Genomic DNA, 24,126 nt, shown 5'->3' on the forward strand with positions numbered 1-24,126 from the left:
CGGCTACGGCGCCCGGCGCTGGCAGGGGGGACTGATCGCGGCCGAGCTCGCGGGGGCGCTGGTCGGCCCGCCGGCCTGCCCAGGGTGGGACGGCCGGTCGGCCGACAGCGGATCCGCGGACGGCGGAACGGTTCGGTCCCCGTCCGGCACGCCTCGTAGTCTCGGCACATCAATGAGCTGCGGCCACAGCTGTACCGGCTGCGGCCGGGCAGATACCAGGCCTACGCCTGGCGGGACGACGAGTCCGTCACGCTCGTCGACACCGGCGAGGCGGGTTCCGGGCCGGCGATCGCCGCCGGGCTCGCCGAACTCGGCCTGGTGCCTCGGCACGGCTGCGGGAAGCGGCTGACCGCGCCGTGCGGTGACGCCGATCCGACCGGGTGGGACGTACCCGCACCTACGCGGTCGGGTCCGGGCCGAGGACCTCGGTGCGCTTGCGGGCCCAGGCCAGCGAGTGCCGGATGCCGTCGGCGACGGAGAACTCCGGCTTCCAGTCGAGCAGGGCGCGGGCCCGGGTGCTGCGGGTGAACGAGCCGGCTCCGTCGCCCGGACGTGGCGGCGCCTCGCCGGTCCGCAGCGGGCCGGCCGCCTCGGTGAAGGCCGCGACGAGCTCCCGGACCGTGGTCCCCTCACCGGTGCCGAGGTTGATCACCTCGACCGGGCGGTCGCCGTCGGCGGGCAGGATCTCGTCGAACTTCAGCAGCGCCTGGACGTGCGCCCGGGCCAGGTCCCAGACGTGTACGTAGTCCCGGATGCCGGAGCCGTCCCGGGTGGGCCAGTCCGTTCCGGTGATCAGGAACTCCGCACCGTTCTCGTAGGCGCCGATCATCTTGCCGAGGGCGTGGGTCGGTCGGGCGGTCTGCAGCCCGGTCCGCAGCTTCGGGTCGGCGCCGATCGGGTTGAAGTAGCGCAGCGACAGCGCGCGCAGCGGGGTGGCCGTCGCGGCGTCGGCGAGGATCATCTCCATCACCGCCTTGGTACGCGCGTACGGGCTGGTCGGCGCGAGCGGCGAGTCCTCGTCGACGGAGAAGTCGTCGTTGGTCTGGTAGATCGAGGCCGACGAGCTGAAGACGTAGCGGTGCACCCCGTTGCGGAGCAGGTGCTCGATGAAGTCGATCGACTTGGCGACGTTCTCCCGGTAGTAACGCAGTGGCTCGGCCACCGACTCCGGTACGACGATCAGCGCCGCCGCGTGCACCACGGCACCGATCTCCGGGTGCTCGGCGAAGATCCGGTCCAGCAGTGGTCCGTCGGCGATGTCGCCCTGGTAGAAGATCCGTCCCCGGGTGAACTCGACCCGCCCGGTGACCAGGTTGTCCAGGATCACCGGCTCGATGCCGGCGTCCAGACAGGCCGACGCCACCGTGCTGCCGATGAAGCCGGCGCCTCCCGCGACCAGTACCTTCACGCCTGTTCCTCTCCGCCACGTCCTCGCGGTCCGTCCACGTTTCGCGGTCAACCTACCGGACCGTCCCGGCGGGCCGACCGGAGACGGTGTGGCCCGGACCACAGTGGCGGCGCGCCGCACGCTAGTTACCGGCTAGTAGCATCCGGGGTACACGCCCGTGCCGGCGACCGTGCTCCGGTCCGTGGTGCCGCCCGTCGGCGTCGAGGGTCGGCTCATGGTCGAGAAGGAGGCTCCAGTGCCCCGTGAAGTCCGGGACGTCGTCTTCGTCGACGGCGTCCGCACCCCGTTCGGCAAGGCGGGTGGCATGTACGCGCACACCCGCGCCGACGACCTGGTGATCCGCTGCATCCGCGAACTGCTGCGGCGCAACCCGCAGCTGCCGCCGGAGCGCGTTGACGAGGTGGCGATCGCCGCCACCACCCAGATCGGCGACCAGGGCCTCACCATCGGCCGGACCGCCGCCCTGCTCGCCGGGCTGCCGAAGACGGTCCCGGGCTACGCCATCGACCGGATGTGCGCCGGCGCGATGACCGCGGTCACCACCGTCGCCGGCGGCATCGCGATGGGCGCGTACGACGTGGCGATCGCCGGCGGCGTCGAGCACATGGGCCGGCACCCGATGGGTGAGGGCGTCGACCCCAACCCCCGGATCCTGGCCGAGAAGCTGGTCGACCCGTCCGCCCTGGTGATGGGCTCGACCGCGGAGAACCTGCACGACCGGGTCCCGCACATCACCCGGGAGCGGGCCGACGCGTACGCGCTCGCCTCGCAGGTCAAGACCGCCAAGGCGTACGCCAACGGCAAGCTGCAGCCCGACCTGGTGTCGGTCGCCACCCGGGACCCGGAGGCCGGCTGGGGACTGGCCACCGCCGACGAGGCGCCCCGGGACACCTCGATGGAGAAGCTGGCCACCCTGAAGACCCCGTTCCGCCCGCACGGCCGGGTCACCGCCGGCAACGCGGCCGGGCTCAACGACGGCGCCACCGCCAGCCTGCTCGCCGCCGAGGACGTGGCCCGGGAACTCGGGCTACCGGTCGCGATGCGGCTGGTCTCGTACGGCTTCGTCGGGGTGGAGCCGGAGGTGATGGGCGTCGGCCCGATCCCGTCCACCGAGAAGGCGCTGCGGATCGCCGGGCTGAGCATCGACGACATCGGCCTGTTCGAGCTGAACGAGGCGTTCGCGGTGCAGGTGCTCGCCTTCCTCGACCACTTCGGCATCAACGACGACGACCCCCGGGTCAACCCGTGGGGAGGGGCGATCGCCATCGGCCACCCGCTCGCCTCCTCCGGCGTACGGCTGATGACCCAGCTCGCCCGGCAGTTCGCCGAGCACCCCGAGGTGCGGTACGGGCTCACCGCGATGTGTATCGGCATCGGCATGGGCGGCACGGTCATCTGGGAAAACCCCAACTGGGAGGGTGAAGACAAATGAGTGCGCTCACCGCGCCGAACGAGGTCGTCACCAGGGCGCTGCTGCGGCTGGTGGCCGTACCCGGGCTGGACCGGCCGGCCGCGCTGATCACCCTCGACAACGGCTTCGACCACAAGAAGCCGAACACCTTCGGCCCGGCCGGGTTGGCCAGCCTGGACGCCGCGATCACCGAGGCGCTCGCCGCCGGGCCGGCGTTCGTGGCGGTGACCGGCAAGCCGTACATCTTCAGTGTCGGCGCCGACCTGACCGGCCTGCCGCTGATCGCGGACCGCGACCAGGCATTGGAGATCGGCCGGCTCGGACACCGGGTCTTCGCCCGACTGCGGGACAGCAGCGTGCCGACGTTCGCGTTCGTCAACGGCGCGGCGATGGGTGGCGGTCTGGAACTGGCCCTGCACTGCCACTACCGGACCCTCTCCTCCGGGGCGGCGGCACTGGCCCTGCCCGAGGTGTTCCTCGGGCTGGTCCCGGGCTGGGGCGGCACCCAGTTGCTGCCGAACCTGATCGGCATCGCCGGCGCCGCCCAGGTGGTGATCCAGAACCCGCTGACCCAGAACCGGATGCTCAAGCCGAAGCAGGCCGCCGAGCTGGGTATCGCCGACGTACTCCTCGAGCCGGCGGACTTCCTGGAGCGTTCGCTGGAGTGGGCGGCCGGGGTGGTCCGGGGTGAGGTTCAGGTGGCCCGGCCCGAGGTCGACCGGGAGATGTGGGACGGGGTGCTCTACTTCGCCCGCAAGCTGCTCGACGAGAAACTGCACGGGGCGGTCCCGTCCGCGTACCGGGCGTTGGACCTGCTGGCCCTGGCGAAGGACGCCGACTTCAACATTGGCACGGCCGCCGAGGACGAGGCGCTGGCCGATCTGATCTTCAGCCCGGAGCTGCGCAGCGGGCTCTACTCGTTCGACCTGGTGCAGCGGCGGGCCAAGCGGCCGGCCGGCGCCCCGGACAGGGCGTTGGCCCGGCCGGTGACCAAGGTCGGCGTGGTCGGTGCCGGCCTGATGGCCTCGCAGTTGGCGCTGCTCTTCGTCCGCCGGCTTCAGGTGCCGGTGGTGTTGACCGATCTGGACCAGACCCGGGTGGACAAGGGCGTGGCGTACGTGCACGCCGAGATCGACAAGCTGGTCGGCAAGGGCCGGCTGCCCGAGGGGACCGCCGCCAAGCTGCGCGGCCTGGTCAGCGGTTCGGTCGACAAGGGTGTCTTCGCCGACGCCGACTTCGTCATCGAGGCGGTCTTCGAGGACCTGGCGGTGAAGAAGCAGGTCTGGGCGGAGCTGGAGAAGATCGTCTCGCCGGAGACGGTACTCGCCACCAACACCTCGTCGCTGTCGGTCAGCGCGATGGCCGCCGACCTGGCACATCCGGAGCGGGTGGTCGGTTTCCACTTCTTCAACCCGGTCGCGGTGCTGCCGCTGCTGGAGATCGTCCGGGGCGAGCGGACCGACGAGGCCACCCTCGCGACCGCGTTCGCGGTCGGCCGGGAGCTGCGCAAGTCCTGCGTCCTGGTCGCCGACGCGCCGGCGTTCGTGGTGAACCGGCTGCTCACCCGCTTCCTCGGGGAGATCTTCGCGGCCGTGGACGCCGGCACCCCGCCGGAGGTCGCGGACAGCGCGCTGGACCCGCTCGGCCTGCCGATGCGCCCGTTGGCGTTGCTGCAGCTCGTCGGGCCGGCGGTGGCGTACCACGTCGGCGGCACCCTGCACGCGGCCTTCCCCGAGCGGTTCGGGGTCAGCGAGAACCTGCGCCGGATCGCCGAGTCCGGCCAGCCGCTGCTGGTCGACGACCAGCTCAACCCCGAGGTGGCCACGCTGCTGTCGATCGGCGACGCGCCGCTGACCGCCGAGCAGGTTCGGCAACGCGCGCTGGACGCGCTCGCCGAGGAGGTGCGGCTGATGCTCGACGAGGGTGTGGTCGCCGAACCGCAGGACATCGACCTCTGCATGATCCTCGGGGCCGGCTGGCCGTTCCACCTCGGCGGGATCACCCCGTACCTGGACCGGACCGGCACCTCGGAGCGGGTCACCGGGCGCCGCTTCCTGCCGCCGGGGGTCGCCACCCTGCCCGCCTGACGTTCCACCTTCCCCCACCCGGTCGCGGTCTTTGTGGGGCACCGCGCTGGAGCACTGCCGTCGATCACTTCCGTGGATCACTGCAAACAATCTGCAAACGTTAACTGTTGCATTCTAGGAAACCGCTTTCCTACGATTGCGTCTCATTGATGTTTCGCTTTGGGGTCAGGCGGTCGCATATCGAGCGACGCCACTGCCGGTGTGCCGGCATCACGGCAGCACCCCTTCAAGGACGAAGGTGAGCGAGATGAGACACGCAGTCGCACTACGACTCCAGGTGGCGCTGGCCACGGCGGCCCTCGGGGCCGCGGTCGGCGTGGTGGCGCTGCCGACCCCGCAGGCGTCGGCCGCGGTCGGCGGCGTCACCGGCTACGCGACCCAGAACGGCGGGACCACCGGCGGCGCGGGCGGACAGACGGTACGGGCCAGCACCGGAACCGCGATCCACCAGGCCCTGTGCGGCCGGGCCAGCAGCAGCACCCCGATCATCATCGAGGTCTCGGGGACCATCAACCACGGCAACACCACCAAGGTGTCGGGCGACAGCTGCAACACCGCCGCCGACAGGATCGAACTCAAGGAGATCAGCAACGTCACGATCATCGGCGTCGGTGGCGGGGCGGTCTTCGACCAACTGGGCATCCACGTCCGCGACTCCAGCAACATCATCATCCAGAACGTGGCCGTCCGGAACGTCAAGAAGTCGGGTTCACCGACGTCCAACGGCGGTGACGCCATCGGCATGGAGAGCACCGTCCGCAACGTCTGGGTCGACCACGTCACCCTGGAGGCGTCGGGCGGGGAGTCGGAGGGATTCGACGGCCTCTTCGACCTGAAGGACAACGTCCAGTACGTCACCCTCTCCTACAGCATCCTGCGCAACTCCGGCCGGGGCGGCCTGGTCGGGTCCAGCGAGAGCGACCGCTCCAACGGCTTCATCACGTACCACCACAACCTGTACGAGAACATCGACTCCCGCACACCCCTGCTGCGCGGCGGCATCGCGCACATCTACAACAACCACTACGTGAGCCTGCACGAGTCCGGGATCAACTCGCGGGCCGGCGCCCGGGCCAGGGTGGACAACAACTACTTCCGGAACTCGAAGGACGTGCTGGGCACCTTCTACACCGACGAGGCCGGCTACTGGCAGGTCAACGGCAACATCTTCGACAACGTGACCTGGTCCTCCCCCGGCGACGACACCAACCCCGCCGGCCCGAACCCGCAGTCCAACACCACGGTCAGCATCCCGTACGCGTACAGCCTGGACGGGGCGAGCTGCGTGCCGAGCGTCGTCAGCCAGACCGCCGGCGCCAACAAGGGCCTGCAGGTCTCGAACGGCAACTGCGTACCGCAGACCCCGACCACGGGTCCGACCAACCCCACGCCCCGGCCCACCACGCCGGGACCGACCAACCCGACCACCCCGCCGCCGGCCGGCGGCACCAACCTCAGCCTCGGGGCCGGCGCCGACGGCTCCAGCAAGGCCAGCGGAACGAGCTACGGCAACGTGAAGGACGGCAACCTGGGCAGCTACTGGTCGCCGGCCGGTGCCACCGGTTACGTCTCGATCAAGTGGGGTTCCGCCACCACGGTCTCCAGGATCATCATCCGGGAGGCGTCCGGCGCCGCCGGTGCGATCGGCTCCTGGCGGGTCCTGAACGCGGACACCGGTGCGGTGCTGGCCTCCGGCAGCGGGGCGGGGGTCATCACCTTCCCGTCGACCTCGCTACGCAAGATCACCTTTGACATCACCGGTTCCAGCGGTACGCCGAGAGTCGCCGAGTTCGAGACGTACGCGGCATGACCACTCCCCTCGGGGCGGGCCGGCCCGCCCCGAGGGACGTGGCCCACCACCCGACGCGGCCGGCACGCGGTCACCGGCTCAGGCGCGCAGCTTGGCGGCCCGCCGTCGGGGCTTCGGCCGCCCGGCGGTGGCCGCCTGAGGAGCAACGGCCCCGCCCGCCTGGTACTGACGGGCCAGATCGGACTCCAGCGCGTCCAGCGCGGCACGCAACTCGCGCAGCCGTACCGTGAGATCGGCCGGTGGAATCGGGGCCGACGCCGCGCCGGCCGGTGGCACCGGGTCGGGCGTCGGCGGCCCGACCGGTACGGCGGGCGCCTCGGACGTGGGCCGCTCCGCCTGGTGGGCCTCCTCCAACGCCTTGATCACGATGCCGACCAGCAGGTTCGTCAGCAGGTACGACGCCACCACGACGTACGACGCGTAGTAGAGGATGCTCCACTCGGAGACCAGCCGGCCGGCCTCCAGGGTGTCGGTGATGCCGTCCAGCGAGAGCAGCAGGAACAGGGTGAGCATGGCCTGGCCGACGGTGCCGTACCGCTCCGGATAGGCCTCGCCGAAGGTTATCCAGCCCACCATCGCGTAGAGGTAGATGGTCAGCGTGGCGACCATCAGGAAGCCGCCCAGCCCGGGCAGGCTGCGCAGCACACCGCCGATGATGACCCGCAGCCCGGGGAAGAGCCGGACCGCCCGGACCACCCGGGCCAGGCGGAGCAGCCGCAGCAGGGTGACGTTCTCCCGGGCGCCGGGGACCAGCGACGCGGCGACGATCACCAGGTCGAAGACGTTCCAGCCGTCACGGAAGAACCGGCCCGGGGTGGTGAGCCGGGCACCGAACCGCAGCAGCAGTTCCACCGCGAACGCGGCGAAGCAGGCGTACTCGACGGCCAGCAGCGCGCCGCCGGCCCGGTCGACCACCCGGTCGTACGTCTCCAGCCCCAGCACCACCGCGTTGACGATGATCAGGCCGAAGGAGGCGGTGTGGAACCAGTCCGCCTCGACGATCCGCGTGCACCAGCCCGCCACCCGTGTCCCGACGCCAGCCGGAAGCTCCCTCACGCCGATCTCTCCCCTGTGGACGACATCTGCCGGCGGTCAGCGTAGTTCGCGGCCTACGTCCCGGTGTCGGGGCGGGCACCGGGCCGGAGGCACCGGGATCCGCACTCGGATCGGATGCCGAAGATCCGCACCCTGGATCAGACGCCGAACCAGGCGCGGCAGCCGTCCAGGCCCTCGACGGTCACGGCCGGCCGGGTGAGCTGGTGCCATCGCCGCAGAGTCAGCCGCAGCCGGTCGGAGACGACCGCCTCACCGTCACGCGCGTCGACCGAGATCCCGTCGTGTTCGTAGCCGAGCTTGCGTGACACGCCCTGCGAGGCATGGTTGTCCTGGAACACCTCGGTCAGGGCGGCGGTGGCGCCGAGATGCGCGAAGGCGAGGGTGAGCAGTCCCGCCCTCGCCTCCGTACCGTAGCCCCGGCCCTGATGCTCCACGCCGAGCCAGGCCGAGGTCGTCACCTGCCGCACCACCGGAAAGTCCCGGGCGCGCAACGTGACCACGCCGATCGGCTCGCCGGCCCGAAAGACGCCCAGCCCGAGCTGCCACGCCGCCACCTCCCACGAGGCGAGCCGGTCCCAGTGGGCCCGCAGGACGGACCGGGCCCGGTCGGCATACGTGCCGTCGGTCCACGGGGTCAGGAACGGCCGCTCGCCGGGCGCGTGCACACCCCGGCCCGCGAGGTCGGCCAGCTCGGCGAGTTCCTCCTCGCGGGGCAGACGTAGCCGCAGGTGCGGTGTGACGATGGTGAGGCCGTACAGGGGCCACAGGTCGGCGAGCATGTCCCGCATCCTGTCGGCGCAAGATCGGTCCGGGCAAGCGGAATACGTTCCCGTACCGACCACCGCGACAAAACGCGGCTCCGACGACCGCGGTCGAATACGCGGTCGGGCGAGGATGACCGCATGGAGATTCGTTTCGACCACGGCGACGAGCACGGGCGGGTGACGGTGGAAGTCGTCCCGAACACCGACCCGGTGACCATCGGCAAGGACGAACGGGATCACGGCATGCCGGTGTGTACCGCGTCTGTCGAGTTCAGTGCCCGTGGTTACCGGTCACTGCTGGGCTGGGTGCAACTGGTCCGCGAGCCCGGTACGACGGACCGGTTCGAGGTCGACCCGTTCGACCTGTTCGCCGACTCCAGCGCACCGTTCGCCTGGTACGGCTTCCGACCGGTGCTGTTCGACGCCCCCTCCCGCTGGCGATCCGGTGTGGTGCGGTGGCGGGCGCACACCTTCCTGACCATCGGCCCGTGGGACATCGACCGGCGGCTCGTCGTGCCGCTCGTCGGGTTCTCCTGGGGCTACCGTCAGGATCCGGAGGAGCCGCCGCGGCTGTCACCGCTACGGTTGCTCGGCCCGACGGACTGGGACAGCCATCGGGCCTACCTGGCCGAGAGGTACCCGACGTGGACATTCGGCGAGGGGAGCCCGCTCGCCGGGCAGCACTGACGGCTCCGATCCGGAGCGGACCGGCGCGGCGGACCCGCGACAACGTCAGCGGAGGTCACCACGACCGCTCCGGACGATCCGGCGCCGGATCCGCTCGACCCGCGCCTCGACAGCCTCTTGGCCGCCATCCCCGGCCCCGCCCGCCGGTTCGGCAGCGGGACAAAACGGTTGATCATGTCGTGGGTCGCTGGCAGGCTGGAGCGGTCCCCGGGGCTACGCCTCCCTGAAACGAGTCGCCCCGGTCGACAGGCCGACCATTGGCCGGACACACTGGACATCGGAGGTGATCGCGGTGCGCCGCTGCTCATGACAGCCCCACCCCGGGGCGTCACGGAGCCGAAAGGTGCCCGTATGAGCAGGACCGACAAGACCCGGCCCTGGTGGGTGAAGATCGCCGACCGCCCGATGGTGACCTGCCGACCCCGGCATGACCACCGGTTCGGGCCGTGCACGCTGCCTGGACGGGTCGACGCCGACAGTACAGCGACGGCCGGCCGGCCCACCAGCGGCTGTCACTGGACGGTGTCCGATCACCACGCCGACCTGCTGCACGACGGCTGCCGGAGTTGCACCGGCTACCACCTGCGGCGGGAGCAGCGCCGCCGCAGTCGCCACCAGATACGCCGTGAGCTGCGTACCCACCACGACGACTGACCGGCACGGTGGGGCCGGCCGGGCACCGGCCCCACCGTCTCCCGAGATCGGCCCACGACAAGGGGTCATTCGACGGACCAACCGGCCGACGGAGCCAGGCTGGACGACGCGGGCTGGTTCTCCGTACGGTGCGTCTACCGCGTCGGGTCCGCCCCCGGTACCCGGCCGTACGAGGAGCGGCTGTGCCTGTGGCGGGCCGAGGACTTCGACCAAGCGATCGAACTGGCGGAGGGTCATGAATCCCGGCCGACACCGCGTCAGCGACAGGTGGGGGCGACCGTGACCGCCCGCCCGTCACCGGCAAGGACCCGCCCGAGGTGCTCGCGCAGGCGTATGCGGACAAGCGGGACGAGCCCGGCGCTCCTGCTGTTTGATCGACTGGCTGACCCGCGCCTAGGGCACCGGGAGACCTTCGGCCGTACGCCCGAGATAGACCTCTTCGCCAGGGTCAGGGAGATCTCAACCGCACGAAGGCAGTCGCCGGCACTGAGCCGGTAAAGTGGCTGGCACAGCCAGGAATCTCGCGAACGGAAGACGGGTGGAACTACGCGACATCGAGATTTTCCTGGTGCTCGCTGAAGAGCTGCATTTCGGCCGAACCGCGCAGCGACTGCATGTCACCACGGCCCGGGTCAGCCAAGCGATCAAGCAACAGGAACGCCACCTCGGCGGACTGCTCTTCGACCGCTCCAGCCGTTCAGTCCGGCTCACCTCGCTCGGTGAACTGCTGCGCGACGACCTTCGGCCCGTTCACGCCGGCCTGCAGCACAGCATGGAACGGGCCCGGCGGTTCGCCCAGGGCATCATCGGTACGCTCCGCGTGGGCATGATCCCGTTCAACACGTACGATCTGCGTCCGTTCTGGGACACGTTCCGCCGCCGGCACCCGCAGTGGTCGTTGCAGATCCGCCGCACTTCGTTCGTCGACCCGTTCGCCGCACTGCGCGCCGGAGAGCATGACATCCTCGTCGCGTGGCTGCCCGTCGACGAAACCGACCTCACGGTGGGGCCGGTCCTGTTCAGCGACCAACGAATCCTCGCCGTGTCAGCCGACCACGAGCTCGCTCAACGATCGTCCGTGTCGGTGGAGATGCTCGCTGATTTCCCGAACGGGATGGGTGAGGGCTTACCGGATTACTGGGAAGATTCGTATCTGCCGTTCCAGAGCCCGCGCGGCCGTACGATCGCGCGGAGCGCGTTCGTGACCAGCAGCGATGACCTCATCCACCATGTCGCCCTCGGCGACATGGTCCAGGTCTTCCCCGTCCACGTGACCGACCACTGGGCCATGCCGGACGTGCGGTGGCTGCCCATCACCGACCTGACCCGCCTGCACTACGCCTTGGTGTGGCGCACCGAGACCGAAAACGAAATCATCCGGGCAATGGCCCGAATCGTCAACGATCTTGGTCCGCTGCTGCGTTAGAGCACCATGCAGAACGGCTTGTCCCCATGTGCGGTAGATCTCCGGTCCACTAACCGTGCGTCGTACTTCGGGAATTCGGTGAGGCGTCCGCGCCATCGCTCGCCGGCCAGCTCGGCGACGTGATCGCCGCGCAGTCCGGTTACAGCCTGGCGACGCGGCGGCGCCCCGCAACGGTCTCTGCGGTCCACACAGCCCAGGTGATCCGACATCATCGGAGCCGTTCGAGCACCTCGTCGGTGGTGACGACCTCGCCGAACCGGGGCAGGACCACCGTCAGTGCGTGCTCATGCTCGCCGGCTGTCATGCCGCTCATCGCATCGGATGCGAAGATGACCTCGAACCCGTGATCGGATGCGGCGCGCGCGGTCGACTCGACGCCCATCGTCGTGGCAAGACCGGTCATGACCACCGTGTCCACACCGCGCTCCCGCAGCCGGTCGGCCAGGTCCGTGCCATGGAACGCGCCGATGGTGTGCTTCACAACGGCGATGTCGCCAGGCTGCGGCTGCATCTCCGGGACGAACCCGCTGCCGGGTGGCTGCTCGGCGACGCCCGGCCGATCCACCCGGACCAGTACCACGGTGCCGCCAGCCCGGCGGAACGCTGTCACCAGACGGCTTGCCCGGGCCACCACGTCGGCGCCCTTGTGGGGACCCATGTCCTGCTCGACGATACGCGGCATCAGGTCCACAACGATCAGCGCGGTACGTCCGGCGGCGAGCGGCTTGGTAAGGGGTGAAGGCACTCTGTGACCCTAACAGCCCGGCAGACCCAGGAGCACCACCACCCACGCCGCGGCCGAACGGTGAAGCAACCTCGCCAGCCAAAATGACCTCCACCCGGCCGGCACGGATGCCTCACCGAATCTTCCGAGTCCACATAGCGTTACGACCCGCGGTTTCGGCGCAGACGGCCGGTGGTGCGGCCGAGGCAGGTTCTCGGCCAGCGCCAGGAGATTCCGATGTCCCGCGACTCCATGTCCGATCGTCAACCCATGGCTTAACGGAGCGTTGCTGAGGTCCTCGTTGATCCGGGGCTTGCCGTGACGGAGGCTCTTGCAGGCCAGCAACATCCACCGATGGGCCGGGAGAACCGGCTGTGGGCACCGTGGTTCGCCAACGTGCGTGGGCGCACCGGGTCAGCCGGATGGCCTCGCTGCACCCGGGACGGTCGTCCTGTGACGAAAGGAATCAGATGGACATGTCAGGCAGCGCCGCGTCGCGGGTGTGGTTCATCACCGGGGCCAGCCGTGGCCTCGGCCGCGCCTTCACCGAGGCGGCTCTCGCCACCGGTGACCGGGTGGTCGGCGCGGCCCGCGATGTCTCGCCGCTGGACGAGCTCGCCGCCCAGCACCCGGGCCGCCTGCTGGCGTTGCGATTGGATGTCACGGACCGTGCCGCGGTTGTCGAGGTGGTCGCCCACGCGGTTCGGCACTTTGGCCGGCTCGACGTCGTCGTGAACAACGCCGGCGCGTTGTTCGCCGGGATGGTCGAGGAGTTCACCGAAGCCGAGGCACGCGCACAACTGAACCTCAACTTCTTCGGCGCGATGTGGGTCAGCCAGGCCGTGCTGCCGTACCTGCGTGCCCAGGGCAGTGGACACATCGTCCAGATCTCCAGCATCGGCGCGCTCGGCGGCTTCCCCAGCACCGGGCTCTACAGCGCGAGCAAGTTCGCGTTGGAAGGCATGAGCGAAGCGCTGGCCGCCGAGGCTGCCGGGTTCGGCGTGAAGGTCACGATCGTCCAGCCGGGAGGCTACTGGACGGACCTGTACACCAGCAGCAGGGCGACCACCCCGGATCCCGCGTACGATTCGCTGCGCGAGGAGTTGGCGAAACAGTGGGCGGAAGGGTCGATCGACAGCGAGCCACGGCTGGCCGCCGAGGCGCTGATGACCCTGGTCGCCAGTGACGACCCGCCGCTGCGGCTGCTGCTGGGCAGCATGGTCTACGACCTCGCGATCGACATCTCCCGGCGGCGGATGGACACCTGGGCCGGCTGGGAACAGGTCAGTCGCGCCGCCGAGAAGGCGGTCCCGGCGCCGGCCACCGAGCAGGCCTGACGATTGACCTTGGAGGGGAGGTCATGTCTCGTCAATCCACGATCATTGTGGCCGACAGCGTGTTGGACGCCGATGACAGTGGGGGGGCTCGGCCGTGCCGTCGTCTACCTGAACGGCGCTCATGCCGACCAGCGGCCCGTGATCGCCGAGCTGGGTACCGGCTTCCGGCACATCACCTACGACCAGCGGGCCCGAGGCGAGTCAGGACGATCGGCGGACTTCTCCTTCGTGGCAATGCTGCACGACCTCGACGCCGTCCCGGAGGCAACCGAGGTGCGGCGACCGCTGCTGGTCGGCTGATCCTACGGTGCGGCGCTCGCGGCTCACCGGGCCCGGCGAAGCCCGGACCGTGTCGCCGGGTCGGTGTACGTCGACGGCGCGATGCCGTACGGCTTGACCGGCGAGGAGGGTCGCGAGCGGATCTGAGAACCGCTCCGCAGGATGCGGTGGTTGATGCCGCGGTCGCGCCCGCTGGGCCTGGCCGCAGGATGACCGTCGACGAGCACGCCGACGTCAAATCGAGCTCAACGAGCTCAGCGCCGCGATGGCTCCGGTCCTCGACCGCATCACGTGCCCGGCCCGGTACGTCCCGGCCACCACCGGCAACCTCGGCGCGGGCGACTCAGCCCTTTCCGGGCGCGCACGTCAGCAAAGGGCTGGTGAGCAGTGCGCCGGCAATTCAGCGACACCCCGAAGGGCCCATCGATATGAAGCATCACGATCCCACCACCGCCGCAAGAGCCATGCCCGGCCGGGTCGCGGGCGGACGCGACGAAGACCGGCAAGCGAGAGGGCCGACACCGGACGCCCACGTGGTCATTGTGGGGGCCGGCCCGACCGGCCTCATGCTGGCCAACGAACTACGTCTGGCCGGTGTGCGCCCACTGGTGTTGGAGCGGCAGCCGAGCCGCCGGGACACCCCCAAGGCCGGTGGTCTCGGCGGGCAGATCCTGCAGTTGCTGCGTTACCGAGGCTTGCTGGAACGATTCGAAGCAGCCTGTACCGGCCCTGTTCCGGCGCCCCGGTTCCCGTTCGGCGGTGTGCATCTGGACCTCACCCAGCTTGCCGATCCCCCGATGCACGCCCTGCCACTGCCGCAGCAGCAGCTTGAGCAGCTGCTCGACGAACGCGCCGCCGAACTCGGGGTCGACCTCCGCCGCGGACACGAGGTAACCGCGGTGAGCCAGGACCACGCCGCGGTATCCGTTGACGTGCGGGGACCGGACGGGCCGTACCGGGTGTCCACCCGCTACCTCGTCGGATGCGACGGCGCGCGCAGCCGGGTCCGTGACTGGGCCGGCATCCCGTTCCCCGGCACCACCTATCCCGAGGTCAACCGGCTGGCCCAGGTCACCCTGCCCGAAACCGTGAACGTGCTCGACAACGGCGATCTCGATGTCCCCGGTTTCGGCACGATCCACGCGGGCTTCACCCGAACCGGTCACGGTCTGCTCGGCGTCGGCTCATCGCCGACCTCCACAGTCGTCTCCCTCTACACCGTCGAAGACGAGACCGTCGAATACGACGACGACACACCGATGACCGTCACCGAGCTGCAGGACAGCGTCCGCCGGGTCCTCGGTGTGGATCTGCCAGTGGCAGATCCGATCCGGCTCTCGCGGTTCACATTCAAGGCCCGGCAGGCCGAACGGTACCGTGACGGGCGGATCATGCTCGCCGGCGATGCCGCACACCTGTTCCCCGCCACCGGCGTGGCCCTCAACGCCGGCATGCTCGACGCGGTCAACCTGGCCTGGAAACTGGCCGCCGACATCCACGGCTGGGCCCCGGCCGGCCTGCTGGACACCTACCACAGCGAACGCCACCTCGCCGGCGCCCGCACCATGCTGCACACCCGAGCCCAGGTGGCACTGCGGCGCGGGCACGACCCAGCCGCCGAAGCGCTCCGGCAAGTCTTCCAGGAGCTACTCACCGACGAGCAGCCGTTGCGCCGGATGGGAGCGCTCGTCGCCGGCACCGACATCCGCTACCCGATGTCCGGCCCCCACCACCACTCGTCAGCCGGCACCTTCACACCCGACCTCACCCTGCACACCAACCGGGGCATCACCAGCGTCGGAGAACTCATGCACCCCGCACGGCCCGTCCTGCTCGACCTCGCCGACCGTCCAGACCTGCGCCAGATCGCCCACGTCTGGCACCAGCGCGTCGACATCCACACCGGCACAACCGACCAGCGGCCGGCCGACGCACTGCTGATCCGCCCGGACGCCCACATCGCCTGGGCCGCAGCCATCGACGAACCCGCCGACACCGCCGCGCCCGCACTGCAAGCAGCGCTCACCGCCTGGTTCGGCCCCTGAGACGACCCCGCCGACGCGTCCGCAGTGGAGAGACAGGGTCAGCTGCACGGCCCTGTCGTCCGTCGCGCTGCTCTTTCCCATCCGCAACCTACGTCACCTACCGAGGACCATCGACGAGAGGACCCGACTGTGCTGACGATCCGCCCAGCCCGGCCCGAAGAGCTGCCCGCCCTGACGGCATACCCGAACGACGACGAACGCAACGCCGCGACCGCGGCGTATCTGGCCGGGTTGCTCGACAGCGGCTGCACCCAGCCGGGCTGGTGTCTGGTGGCCGAGCGGGACGGTGCTCTCGTCGGCAACGTCGTGCTGTGGACGGTCCCCGGCAGCCCGACGCCGATGGATCTCGTGCTGTGGGAGCCCGGTGACGATCAGACCGGCGCGGCCCTGTTGGCTCGTGCCGCCGAGCTGGCCCGCTCGCTGGACGCCCGGACCCAGGGACACGTGCTGGACACGCCGAGCCAGGCCCCCCAGTTCCAGCGCGACCCGCAACGGCGTGAGCAGCTGCTCGCCGGCCACGGGTTCTCGGTCGTCCGCGACGGCTGCCGGTTCCTCTGGCAGACCGGCGCTCCACTGCCCGCCCAGGACGAGCGGCTGCACTGGCGATCGCTGGCCGAGCTGGATGAGGAGCCGTTCGTCGCCCTGCTCGCCGACGCGTTCTCCGACACCAGGGACTCGATCTTTCTCGCCGAGATCGCCTCGCACGGCCTGCGCGGAGCGGCCGAGCGCAATCTCGCCGACATGCTGGAGATGGACCACAAGCCCGAATGGTTCGAGATCGGCTACGACCGGGAGGATCGGCCCGTAGCGGTCAGCCTGCCCGCCCGCACCCCCAGCTCCGCCGTGATCGGCCTGGTCGCGGTCGCGACGGCCGGCCGCGGTCACGGCTACGCCACCGCGGTGGTCGCCCGCGGGACCCGAATCCTGATCGCCGACGGAGCCACCGAGATCCGCGGTGACTGCGACGCGGGCAATATCGCCATGTTCAAGGCGTTCCAGCGGGCGGGATACCGCAACTTCGCCAGCCGCAGGATGTTCAGCCGTCCGTTGTAGACCCGGGAGCGGATTCGCCGTCCGCGTGCCGGTTCCAGAGCGCCGGCACGCGCGGCGGGCAGCGTGATCCGCACCGCCTGGTCAGCGGTCGCCTCGTCGACCTGCTCAGCGGTGCTGAGCAGGCGGAGACAGACCGGCTCGGTGCACCACGCCAGGCGACGGTCAGCACTCGGGCGGGCGAGGCGCGGAGCAGGAGAGGATAACCCTCGACCGCGCTGCCCCCGTACTCGGAGACTGACGGTGATTGCCGAATCAGGCCAACCGCCGGATCAGGTCGACGGCCAGCGTCGCGACCGCCAGGGTCAGGAACACACCCAGGATGCCGAACTCGTGGTACCGCGCCCGCAGGTGCACCACGACCGCGCCGACGAAGAACAGCACCAGTGCCCCGGCCGAGACCGTGCCGACGACCGGGAACGCAAAGCCGACGAGCAGCCCGAGGGCGCCGGCCGCCTTGAGGACGCCCAACGGCACCATCCACGACAGCGGCACCAGTCCGCGTCGCATCGCGGCAACGACCCGCTCGTGCCGGGCGAAGTCCAGGCAGGCCGAGAAAAGGTTGGCGACCGCGGTCATCACGGTCACGGCGACATAGGCAGTGTCCACAACTCCTCCATCCAGGCACGACAGCTTGGTGGGATCGGAGACCGGAGAGCTGCCCCTGATTTCCCACCCCGACATCCCGACCGTTCCGGACCGCCGGATGTGACATCGCGGGAGAAGGGCTGTGGTGGTGAAGATCGTCCTACCGGCCGATCGGCCGGACCCGTAAGCTCCCCCAGAGCCGGCCGTACGGATGACCGGCGGTGGGCCGGGATCGAGAGGACGTACGACAGGCAAGGAGCGACGAGTGCCCCTCCCACAGCTTCGCCGGGTCCGCTGGGCCGTCCGCGCCACCCTGACCCTCGGGGTGGCCGCCTCGGTGGTCGCCAACGTCCTGCACGCACAGGACAACCCGATCAGTCAGGCGATCGCCGCGTGGCCGCCGCTGGCCCTGCTGCTCACCGTGGAACTGATCTCCCGGGTGCCGGTGCACCGCCGGTCACTGGCCGTCGCCCGCTGGGTGGCCACCGCCACCATCGCCGGGATCGCCGCCTGGGTGTCGTACTGGCACATGGTCGGCGTCGCCGCCCGGTACGGCGAGACCGGCGCCTCGCCGTACCTGCTGCCGCTCTCGGTCGACGGCCTGATCGTCGTGGCCAGCATTTGCCTGGTCGAATTGGGTGGCCGGATCTCCGCCGCCCAGGCCGAGCAGGCCGCCCGGACCCAGTTGGCCGCCCCGGCCGAACAGCCTCAGCAGGCTGCGGGCGCGACCGGGTCGACGCCGGCCCGGAGGACCACCCGGGCGACGCCCACCACACCCGTCGCCACGTCAACCACGACCGCCGAGCCGACACCACCCGTCGTACCGACGGGGGTGACCGCCGAAGCCGGCACCGCCCGCACGGGCCTGGTCACCGGTCCCACCCGCTCCGACCGGTCGGACGGCACAGCGGAGGCCGCTCCCGCCTCGACGAGGAAACGGGCCCCGGCGAGCGGCCGGTCCACGAAGTCCGCGCCCCGCCCCCGGCGGCCGATCACCGAGACGGCCGCGCTGGCCGCCGAGATCCAGGCGAACCGTCCCGAGGCGAGCGACGCCGACGTGGCACAGGAGCTGGGCATCACCACCGCCCGGCTCCGGGCGATCCGACGGGAGGTCCGCGAACTGGAGCCGGCCGCCTGAGGGTGTACGCAGGACCGGGCCGGCCCCGGCTGGGCGACGGGACGGCGGGCGCGGGCGGGACGGCGGGCGAGAGCCGGTCGGCAACGCCCGTGGTCCGGGGCGCCCGCCGCGTCCAGCAGGAACCCCAACACGTCCCAATACCTGTCCAGGTCGGCCTGTGTCTCATGCTCGCTGAGCACGTCATAGGGCCGCGCCGCAGGAGATCGCAGCTCTTCCACAAGGCCCGGGGACACCCGGGCAAGCGAACCGAGAATGCTCATGGGACCTTTCCTCGGGCCGGGCGGCCCTGAGCGTACCGGGTGGTCAATACCGCATCACTCGTTCATGCCTGGGGCGTCGCGGTGGGCGCACCCGCGGCCGGGGCCGTCGGTACGGTCGGGGTCACCGGCACGGTCGTCGCCGCCGGCCCGGTGGTGACCACCGCCGAGGCGGCGACCACCGGGGTGGCCTCGGCCGCCGGCAACGTCACCGTCACCTCCAGCCCACCCCCGTCCTGGGCGGTCGCGCTGACCGTGCCGCCGTGCGCGTCGCAGACCGCCCGGACGATCGACAGCCCCAGACCGGATCCCCGGGCGCCGGTCCGCTCCCGACCGCCGCGCCGGAACGCCTCGAAGAGCCCCGGTACGTCCGCCTGCTCCACCTCGAAACCGGTGTTCCCGACCACCAGCCACGCCTGCTCGGCGTTCGAACCGGTCCGGACCCAGATCCGGCCGTTGAGATGGTTGTAGCGGACCGCGTTCTCGACGAGGTTGCCGGCCAGCCGTTCCAGCAGCCCCGGATCGCCGACGACCGGGGCCGGCGCCAACGCGGTGTCGATCGCCAACCGCAACCGGGTCGTCTCGGCCCGTACCGCCGACAACGCCGCACTGGCACCGGCCGCGAGATCGGTCGGGGCCTTGCGGGCCAGCCGACGCCCGGACTGTGCCTCGCTGCGGGCCAGTACGAGCAGCGCGTCGACCAGGTTGTTGGCCCGTTCGGAGGCGTCCCGGACCACGGTCGCCATCCGGCGGTACTCCGCCACGTCCGCCTCGTCGTCGGCCATCGTCACGTCGATCTCGGTCCGCATCACCGCCAGCGGGGTACGCAACTCGTGCGAGGCGTTCGCGACGAACCGTTTCTGCGCCTCGAAGGCGTCGCCGATCCGGTCCAGCATCGCGTCGAAGGTGGCCGCCAGCTCGGCCACCTCGTCGTCGGCGCCGGAGTAGCGGATCCGCTGGTCCAGAGTGGCCTCGCCGAGCCGGCGGGCGGTCGAGGTGACCTGGTGCAGCGGGCGCAACGCCCGACCGGCCACCGCGTACGCCCCGGCGACCCCGACGATGCTGATCGCCAGCAACGCCACCAGCCCCTTGGCCAGCAGTTCCCGGGACTGGGCTTCGAGCAGCTGCTCCTGCCACAGCCGGGCGTCCAGCGACCGCCCGTCGGTCAACTCCACGACGGTGCCCGGTTTCAGCTGGTCGGTCGGGCGCAGCGCGTCGCCGACCAGCAGCCAGGCGAGCAGCAGCAGGATCGCCCCGGCACCGATCAGCAGTACGCCGTTGAGCAGGGTCAGCCGCAGCCGCAGCGTCGGGCGGACCCGGGGGCGGCGACGAGTCAGATAGACGGTCACGCGTTCACCTGGCCGGGGAGGTACGGATCGGGCACCCGGTAGCCGGCACCGACCACCGTCTCGATCAGCGGCGGATCACCGAGCTTCTTCCGCAACGTCATCACGGTTACCCGGACCGTGGTGGTGAACGGGTCGGTGTTCGCGTCCCAGACCCGCTCCAGCAGTTCCTCGCTGGAGACCACCGCGCCCCGCGCCTTGAGCAGTTCCTCCAGCACCCCGAACTCCTTACGGGTCAGATCCACCACCGCACCCCGTCGGGTCGCGACCCGACGGGCCGGGTCGACCACCAGGTCGGCGACACTGAGCACCGGCGGCGCCGCCGGGGTGGCCCGGCGGCCGAGCGCCTGCACCCGGGCGACCAGTTCGTCGAAGGCGAACGGTTTCGGCAGGTAGTCGTCGGCGCCGAGCTGCAGGCCCTCCACCCGGTCCGCCACCGTGCCGCTGGCGGTCAGCATCAGCACCCGGGTCAGCGCCCCCGAGGTGACCAGGTCGGCACAGATCTGGTCACCGTGGATACCCGGCAGGTCCCGGTCCAGCACCACCACGTCGTACCGGGTGACGAACGCCATCTCGTGCCCGGCCGACCCGTCGTAGGCGACGTCCACCGCCATCCCCTTGCGGCGTAGCCCCCGCACGATCGCGTCCGCCAGGTTGCGCTCGTCCTCCACCACCAGCACCCGCACCATGACCTCCCCGGACCGCCTGTTCACCGACAACCTATCGGCGCGTGCCAAGCCCGCCCGGCAACCGCCAGAGGCCGACCGAGGCGTCGACCCGCCGGCAGTGCAGCCATCGTCGGATCAGCGCACAGTCATCGGAGACCCCGGACAGCACGCCCAGCGGCCGTACCCGCCGGGACGGCACGTCGATCTCCGCGACCCAGGCACGTCGGTCGGCGTCGACGCGGACCGCCACGAACCGCGACGACGCCTCCGTGGTGTCGAGGATCTGCCAGCTGCCCAGGTCGGCCAGGGAGCGGCCGGTGTCGGCGTCGAGCACGCTCAGCGGCGCCGGTCCGGCGGACTCCACCGGACCGATGCCGACCGGTTCGTCGCCGGCCCAGTGCAGACGGGCCCACCGGTCGGACGACCACCGGATCCCGCCGGTCGCGGCGTCCAGGACCCGTACCCCGCCGTCGCGCCCGTGAGTGCACAGATCGGGCCCACAGACGCCCGGGCCGTACTCGCGGTTGTCGTCGACCGTCACCGACCAGCGGCGGTCCAGCCCGGGCATCCCGTACGCGGTCACCCGCCCCCGCTCGCGGGCCAGGAACAACTCGCCGGCGATCGCCCCGTACCAGCGTGGTTCGTCGGGGTCGCCTAGTGACGGCAGCCGGGTGGCGCTGATCAGGGCACCGGTGCCGGTGTCCCGGCTCTCCACCCGACCGGACGGTTCGACCACCACCATGGTGGGCGGCGCGGCACCGCCGAGCCACGGATAGTGGCGCCGGACGCCGGCCGGGCCCGGCAGCGACCAGCGGACCTCCCCGGAGACCGGGTCCACCGCCCGCAACGGGGTGGCCGGGTCGACCGACGGATCGGCGGTGCCGGACAGCAGCAGCTGACCGGCCGGGTTGACCACCTCCAGGTACGCCTCCCGCGACCACCGGACCGCCCCGCTGGTCAGGTCCAGCGCCGTCACCCGGCCCGGTGCGGCGCGGTCGCGGTACGACCGGGTGCTGAACACGAGGGTGGCACCCACCATCGTCAGCGCGCCGACCTCGCCGGCGGGCAGCACGATCCGCCACCGGGGCGCCAGTTCGTCCCTCCCGCCCCAGCCGCCGGCGTCGTCCGGGATCCGGTAGGCGGCCAGTTCCTGCCGCTGGGTGCCGGCTTCGAGCGGGTCGGCGACGAACAGCCAGTCCCCGACCGCGTGGACGGTGGCGCCCAGTCGGGCCGGCACCGTCAGCTCCGGCAGCGGCCGGGGCACCGGTTCCCCGGCGGCGACGATCGCGAGCGAGCCGACCAGCACCGCCGCCGCCCCGGTCCGGCGTACGTCCCGCCGGCGCCGAACCGACCGGACCGCGGCCCCGCCCGACCGGCCGTCGGCGGCGCGGACCGCCTCGGACGCCGGCCCGGGACCGAGTTCACCCAGTTCGATGATGGGCACTCCGGCTCCCTTCCACGGCTTGCCCCAGCCCGGACCGGACCATGGCGGGTGGTGGCAAATCGGGCACCTCGCCACCTGTACGATGGCGCCTCGTGGCAGCTCCGGTGGTGAAGCACGCAACGGATGCCGAGGCCGGATCGACCGATGCCGGTCGATCCCGCCCCTGGCACAGGTTCCGGTCGCCCGCGCGGGCCGACGTACTGGTCATCGGAGCGTACGTCCTCCTCGGCGTTTTCGTCTGCGCCAACTACTGGGCGGACATCAACCACCGGGTGTCGTCGCACCTGCCCACCGACCACAGCTGGTTCGAGTGGCTGCTCTCGCACGGCGCCTACTCGGTACGGCACCTGGAGAACCCGCTCTTCTCCGCCCGGCAGAACGCGCCGGACGGGGTCAACATGATGGCCAACACCTCGGTGCTCGGCATCAGCATCCCGCTGGCCCCGCTCACCCTGCTGTTCGGCCCGCAGGTGACGTACGCGATCTATCTCGGCGGGGCGCTGGCCGCGACCGCCGCGACGTCCTACTGGGCGCTCTCCCGTCACCTGGTCAGCTCCCGGGCTGCGGCGTTCGTCGGCGGCGCCTTCCTCGGTTTCGCGCCCGGCATCATCCACCACGCCAACGGGCAGCCGAACTTCGTCTCGAACTTCCTGCTCCCGCTGATCGTGGTCCGGGTGCTGCGCCTCGGTGAGCCGGGCCGCTGGCTGCGCAACGGGATCGTGCTGGGCCTGCTGGTGGCGTACCAGATCTTCATCAACGAGGAGATGCTGCTACTCACCGCGCTGGCCTGTGCGGTGATCATGCTGCTGCTCGCGGTCTTCCGCTGGTCGCAGACCCGGGCCCGGCTGTGGACCCTCCTGCGCGCGCTCGGCGTCGGCGGCGGCCTGGCCCTGCTGCTCGCCGGCTACCCGATCTGGTACCAGTTCAACGGGCCGCAGTCCTACCGGGGACTGCAGGGCGGCGTCTTCCACAACTGGGGCGAGGACCTGAAGGCGTTCGTCACCTTCCCCCGGGACAGTCTCGGCGGCATTCCCGAGGTGGAGAAAACCATCGGGTTGACCGAGCAGAACACCTGGCTCGGCTGGCCGCTGGTCGGGTTGGCCGTGCTGGTCGCCGTCCTGCTCTGGCGGACGTCGCTGACCGCCCGGATCGCCAGCCTGGTCGGGGTCGGCTTCGCGGTCGCCTCGGTCGGCCGGCAGGTCCGCTACAACGGGGAACTGACCGAGTTCGAGGGCCCCTGGAAACTGCTGCCGGAAAACCTGCCGCTGGTCGAGATGATGATGCCGACCCGGCTCAGTCTGGTCACCGTCGGCGCGGTCGGTGTCCTCGTCGCGCTCGCCTGGGAAGAGATCGCCAAGATCGAGGTACGTCCGGTCCGGGTGAAGATCCTGGCGTACGCGGCGGTGGCCCTGGCCCTGCTGCCGATCTTCCCCCGTCCGCTGCCGGCCCAGCACGTCGACCCGCCGCCGCACTTCATCACCTCCGGCGCCTGGCGTCCGTACGTGCCGGCGGGGCGCACCCTCGTCCCGGTGCCGATCCCGAGCAACGTGCACGGGCTCTCCACGCTGCGCTGGAGCGCGCTGACCGGGCAGGAGTTCCCGATCCCGGCCGGCTACTTCATCGGCCCGGACGTGGACGGCTTCGGGGTTTTCGGTGCCCCGTCCCGGCCGACCAGCATGCTGATCTACGGCACCATGGACCGGGGCGCCGCACCGGCGATCACCGAAGAGAACCGGCGTCAGGCGATCGAGGACCTGAAGTTCTGGCGGGCCTCGGTGGTGGTGCTCGGTGACCACCCGTCCGCTCCCGCGCTGCACGTCCTGCTCGCCGGGCTGCTCGGCCCCGGGCAGCGGGTCGACGACGTCTGGCTCTGGGACGTCCGACCCCTGGTCGGCTGAGCTGTCGGGGCAGGGCGCCCTCCGCTACCGGAAACGTCGGGACGGGGCC

19 protein-coding genes and 1 pseudogene are annotated in these 24,126 nt (G+C 71.0%); 12 read left to right on the forward strand and 8 right to left on the reverse strand.

What is annotated here, in order from left to right; all coding sequences use genetic code 11:
• Positions 1 to 397: 397 nt before the first annotated feature.
• Complete coding sequence (gene galE / locus ABGB21_RS27640; protein WP_347652002.1) at positions 398 to 1,408, reverse strand: UDP-glucose 4-epimerase GalE; 1,011 nt, start codon at positions 1,406 to 1,408, stop codon at positions 398 to 400.
• A gap of 235 nt (positions 1,409 to 1,643) precedes the next feature.
• Here galE and ABGB21_RS27645 point away from each other — a divergent pair, with 235 nt between their 5' ends.
• From ABGB21_RS27645 to ABGB21_RS27655, 3 genes are all read left to right on the forward strand, one after another.
• Positions 1,644 to 2,840, forward strand: a complete 1,197-nt coding sequence (locus ABGB21_RS27645) for an acetyl-CoA C-acyltransferase (RefSeq protein ID WP_347652003.1) — start codon at positions 1,644 to 1,646, stop codon at positions 2,838 to 2,840.
• Positions 2,837 to 4,906: a 3-hydroxyacyl-CoA dehydrogenase NAD-binding domain-containing protein gene (locus ABGB21_RS27650; protein ID WP_347652004.1), complete on the forward strand. Its 2,070-nt coding sequence runs from the start codon at positions 2,837 to 2,839 to the stop codon at positions 4,904 to 4,906. Before ABGB21_RS27645 ends, ABGB21_RS27650 begins: the two co-directional genes overlap by 4 nt.
• Before the next feature lie 247 nt (positions 4,907 to 5,153).
• Positions 5,154 to 6,716 carry a pectate lyase gene (locus ABGB21_RS27655; protein ID WP_347652005.1) on the forward strand — a complete coding sequence of 521 codons (1,563 nt, stop codon included), beginning with the start codon at positions 5,154 to 5,156 and terminating at the stop codon, positions 6,714 to 6,716.
• A 78-nt stretch (positions 6,717 to 6,794) separates the two neighbouring features.
• Here the strand turns inward: ABGB21_RS27655 and ABGB21_RS27660 are convergent, their stop codons facing one another.
• Together ABGB21_RS27660 and ABGB21_RS27665 are read right to left on the reverse strand one after the other, a co-directional pair.
• Positions 6,795 to 7,772, reverse strand: coding sequence for an ion transporter (locus tag ABGB21_RS27660; protein WP_347652006.1), 978 nt, complete (start codon positions 7,770 to 7,772; stop codon positions 6,795 to 6,797).
• Between the two features lie 137 nt (positions 7,773 to 7,909).
• On the reverse strand, positions 7,910 to 8,551 hold the full coding sequence (locus ABGB21_RS27665) for a GNAT family protein (RefSeq protein ID WP_347652007.1): 642 nt from the start codon (positions 8,549 to 8,551) through the stop codon (positions 7,910 to 7,912).
• Between the two features lie 123 nt (positions 8,552 to 8,674).
• Between ABGB21_RS27665 and ABGB21_RS27670 the strand changes: the two genes are divergently transcribed.
• From ABGB21_RS27670 to ABGB21_RS27680, 3 genes are all read left to right on the forward strand, one after another.
• Positions 8,675 to 9,223: a hypothetical protein gene (locus tag ABGB21_RS27670; protein ID WP_347652008.1), complete on the forward strand. Its 549-nt coding sequence runs from the start codon at positions 8,675 to 8,677 to the stop codon at positions 9,221 to 9,223.
• 351 nt (positions 9,224 to 9,574) lie between these two features.
• Entirely contained in the window at positions 9,575 to 9,877 is a 303-nt protein-coding gene (locus ABGB21_RS27675) for a hypothetical protein (protein ID WP_347652009.1), read from the forward strand.
• A 538-nt stretch (positions 9,878 to 10,415) separates the two neighbouring features.
• Positions 10,416 to 11,303, forward strand: coding sequence for a LysR family transcriptional regulator (locus ABGB21_RS27680; protein WP_347652010.1), 888 nt, complete (start codon positions 10,416 to 10,418; stop codon positions 11,301 to 11,303).
• Between the two features lie 208 nt (positions 11,304 to 11,511).
• Here the strand turns inward: ABGB21_RS27680 and ABGB21_RS27685 are convergent, their stop codons facing one another.
• A complete protein-coding gene (locus ABGB21_RS27685) occupies positions 11,512 to 12,048 on the reverse strand; it encodes an isochorismatase family protein (protein ID WP_347652011.1) in 537 nt (178 codons plus the stop codon).
• Between the two features lie 449 nt (positions 12,049 to 12,497).
• Between ABGB21_RS27685 and ABGB21_RS27690 the strand changes: the two genes are divergently transcribed.
• The 4 genes from ABGB21_RS27690 to ABGB21_RS27705 all read left to right on the forward strand — a co-directional run bounded on the left by ABGB21_RS27690 (position 12,498) and on the right by ABGB21_RS27705 (position 16,741).
• On the forward strand, positions 12,498 to 13,364 hold the full coding sequence (locus tag ABGB21_RS27690) for an SDR family oxidoreductase (RefSeq protein WP_347652013.1): 867 nt from the start codon (positions 12,498 to 12,500) through the stop codon (positions 13,362 to 13,364).
• A 72-nt stretch (positions 13,365 to 13,436) separates the two neighbouring features.
• Positions 13,437 to 13,664, forward strand: coding sequence for a hypothetical protein (locus tag ABGB21_RS27695; RefSeq protein WP_347652014.1), 228 nt, complete (start codon positions 13,437 to 13,439; stop codon positions 13,662 to 13,664).
• 359 nt (positions 13,665 to 14,023) lie between these two features.
• Entirely contained in the window at positions 14,024 to 15,688 is a 1,665-nt protein-coding gene (locus ABGB21_RS27700; RefSeq protein WP_347680267.1) for an FAD-dependent monooxygenase, read from the forward strand.
• A 129-nt stretch (positions 15,689 to 15,817) separates the two neighbouring features.
• Entirely contained in the window at positions 15,818 to 16,741 is a 924-nt protein-coding gene (locus ABGB21_RS27705) for a GNAT family N-acetyltransferase (protein WP_347652016.1), read from the forward strand.
• Positions 16,742 to 16,993: 252 nt separating this feature from the next.
• Here ABGB21_RS27705 and ABGB21_RS27710 read toward each other — a convergent pair whose 3' ends face one another.
• Positions 16,994 to 17,347: a DoxX family protein gene (locus ABGB21_RS27710; protein WP_347652017.1), complete on the reverse strand. Its 354-nt coding sequence runs from the start codon at positions 17,345 to 17,347 to the stop codon at positions 16,994 to 16,996.
• 244 nt (positions 17,348 to 17,591) lie between these two features.
• On the opposite strand from ABGB21_RS27710, the gene ABGB21_RS27715 reads away from it, so the two are divergent.
• Positions 17,592 to 18,464 carry a DUF2637 domain-containing protein gene (locus ABGB21_RS27715; RefSeq protein ID WP_347652018.1) on the forward strand — a complete coding sequence of 291 codons (873 nt, stop codon included), beginning with the start codon at positions 17,592 to 17,594 and terminating at the stop codon, positions 18,462 to 18,464.
• 448 nt (positions 18,465 to 18,912) lie between these two features.
• Here ABGB21_RS27715 and ABGB21_RS27720 read toward each other — a convergent pair.
• From ABGB21_RS27720 to ABGB21_RS27730, 3 genes and pseudogenes are all read right to left on the reverse strand, one after another.
• Positions 18,913 to 20,058: pseudogene (locus ABGB21_RS27720) on the reverse strand (HAMP domain-containing sensor histidine kinase); the annotation flags it as partial.
• 8 nt (positions 20,059 to 20,066) lie between these two features.
• Positions 20,067 to 20,753, reverse strand: a complete 687-nt coding sequence (locus tag ABGB21_RS27725; protein WP_347652233.1) for a response regulator transcription factor — start codon at positions 20,751 to 20,753, stop codon at positions 20,067 to 20,069.
• A 34-nt stretch (positions 20,754 to 20,787) separates the two neighbouring features.
• On the reverse strand, positions 20,788 to 22,179 hold the full coding sequence (locus ABGB21_RS27730) for a hypothetical protein (protein WP_347680269.1): 1,392 nt from the start codon (positions 22,177 to 22,179) through the stop codon (positions 20,788 to 20,790).
• A gap of 41 nt (positions 22,180 to 22,220) precedes the next feature.
• Here ABGB21_RS27730 and ABGB21_RS27735 point away from each other — a divergent pair, with 41 nt between their 5' ends.
• Positions 22,221 to 24,077, forward strand: coding sequence for a hypothetical protein (locus ABGB21_RS27735; RefSeq protein WP_347652020.1), 1,857 nt, complete (start codon positions 22,221 to 22,223; stop codon positions 24,075 to 24,077).
• The last annotated feature ends 49 nt before the right edge of the window (positions 24,078 to 24,126 follow it).

The organism is Plantactinospora sp. B24E8 (assembly GCF_039871735.1).
Lineage (GTDB): Bacteria > Actinomycetota > Actinomycetes > Mycobacteriales > Micromonosporaceae > Plantactinospora.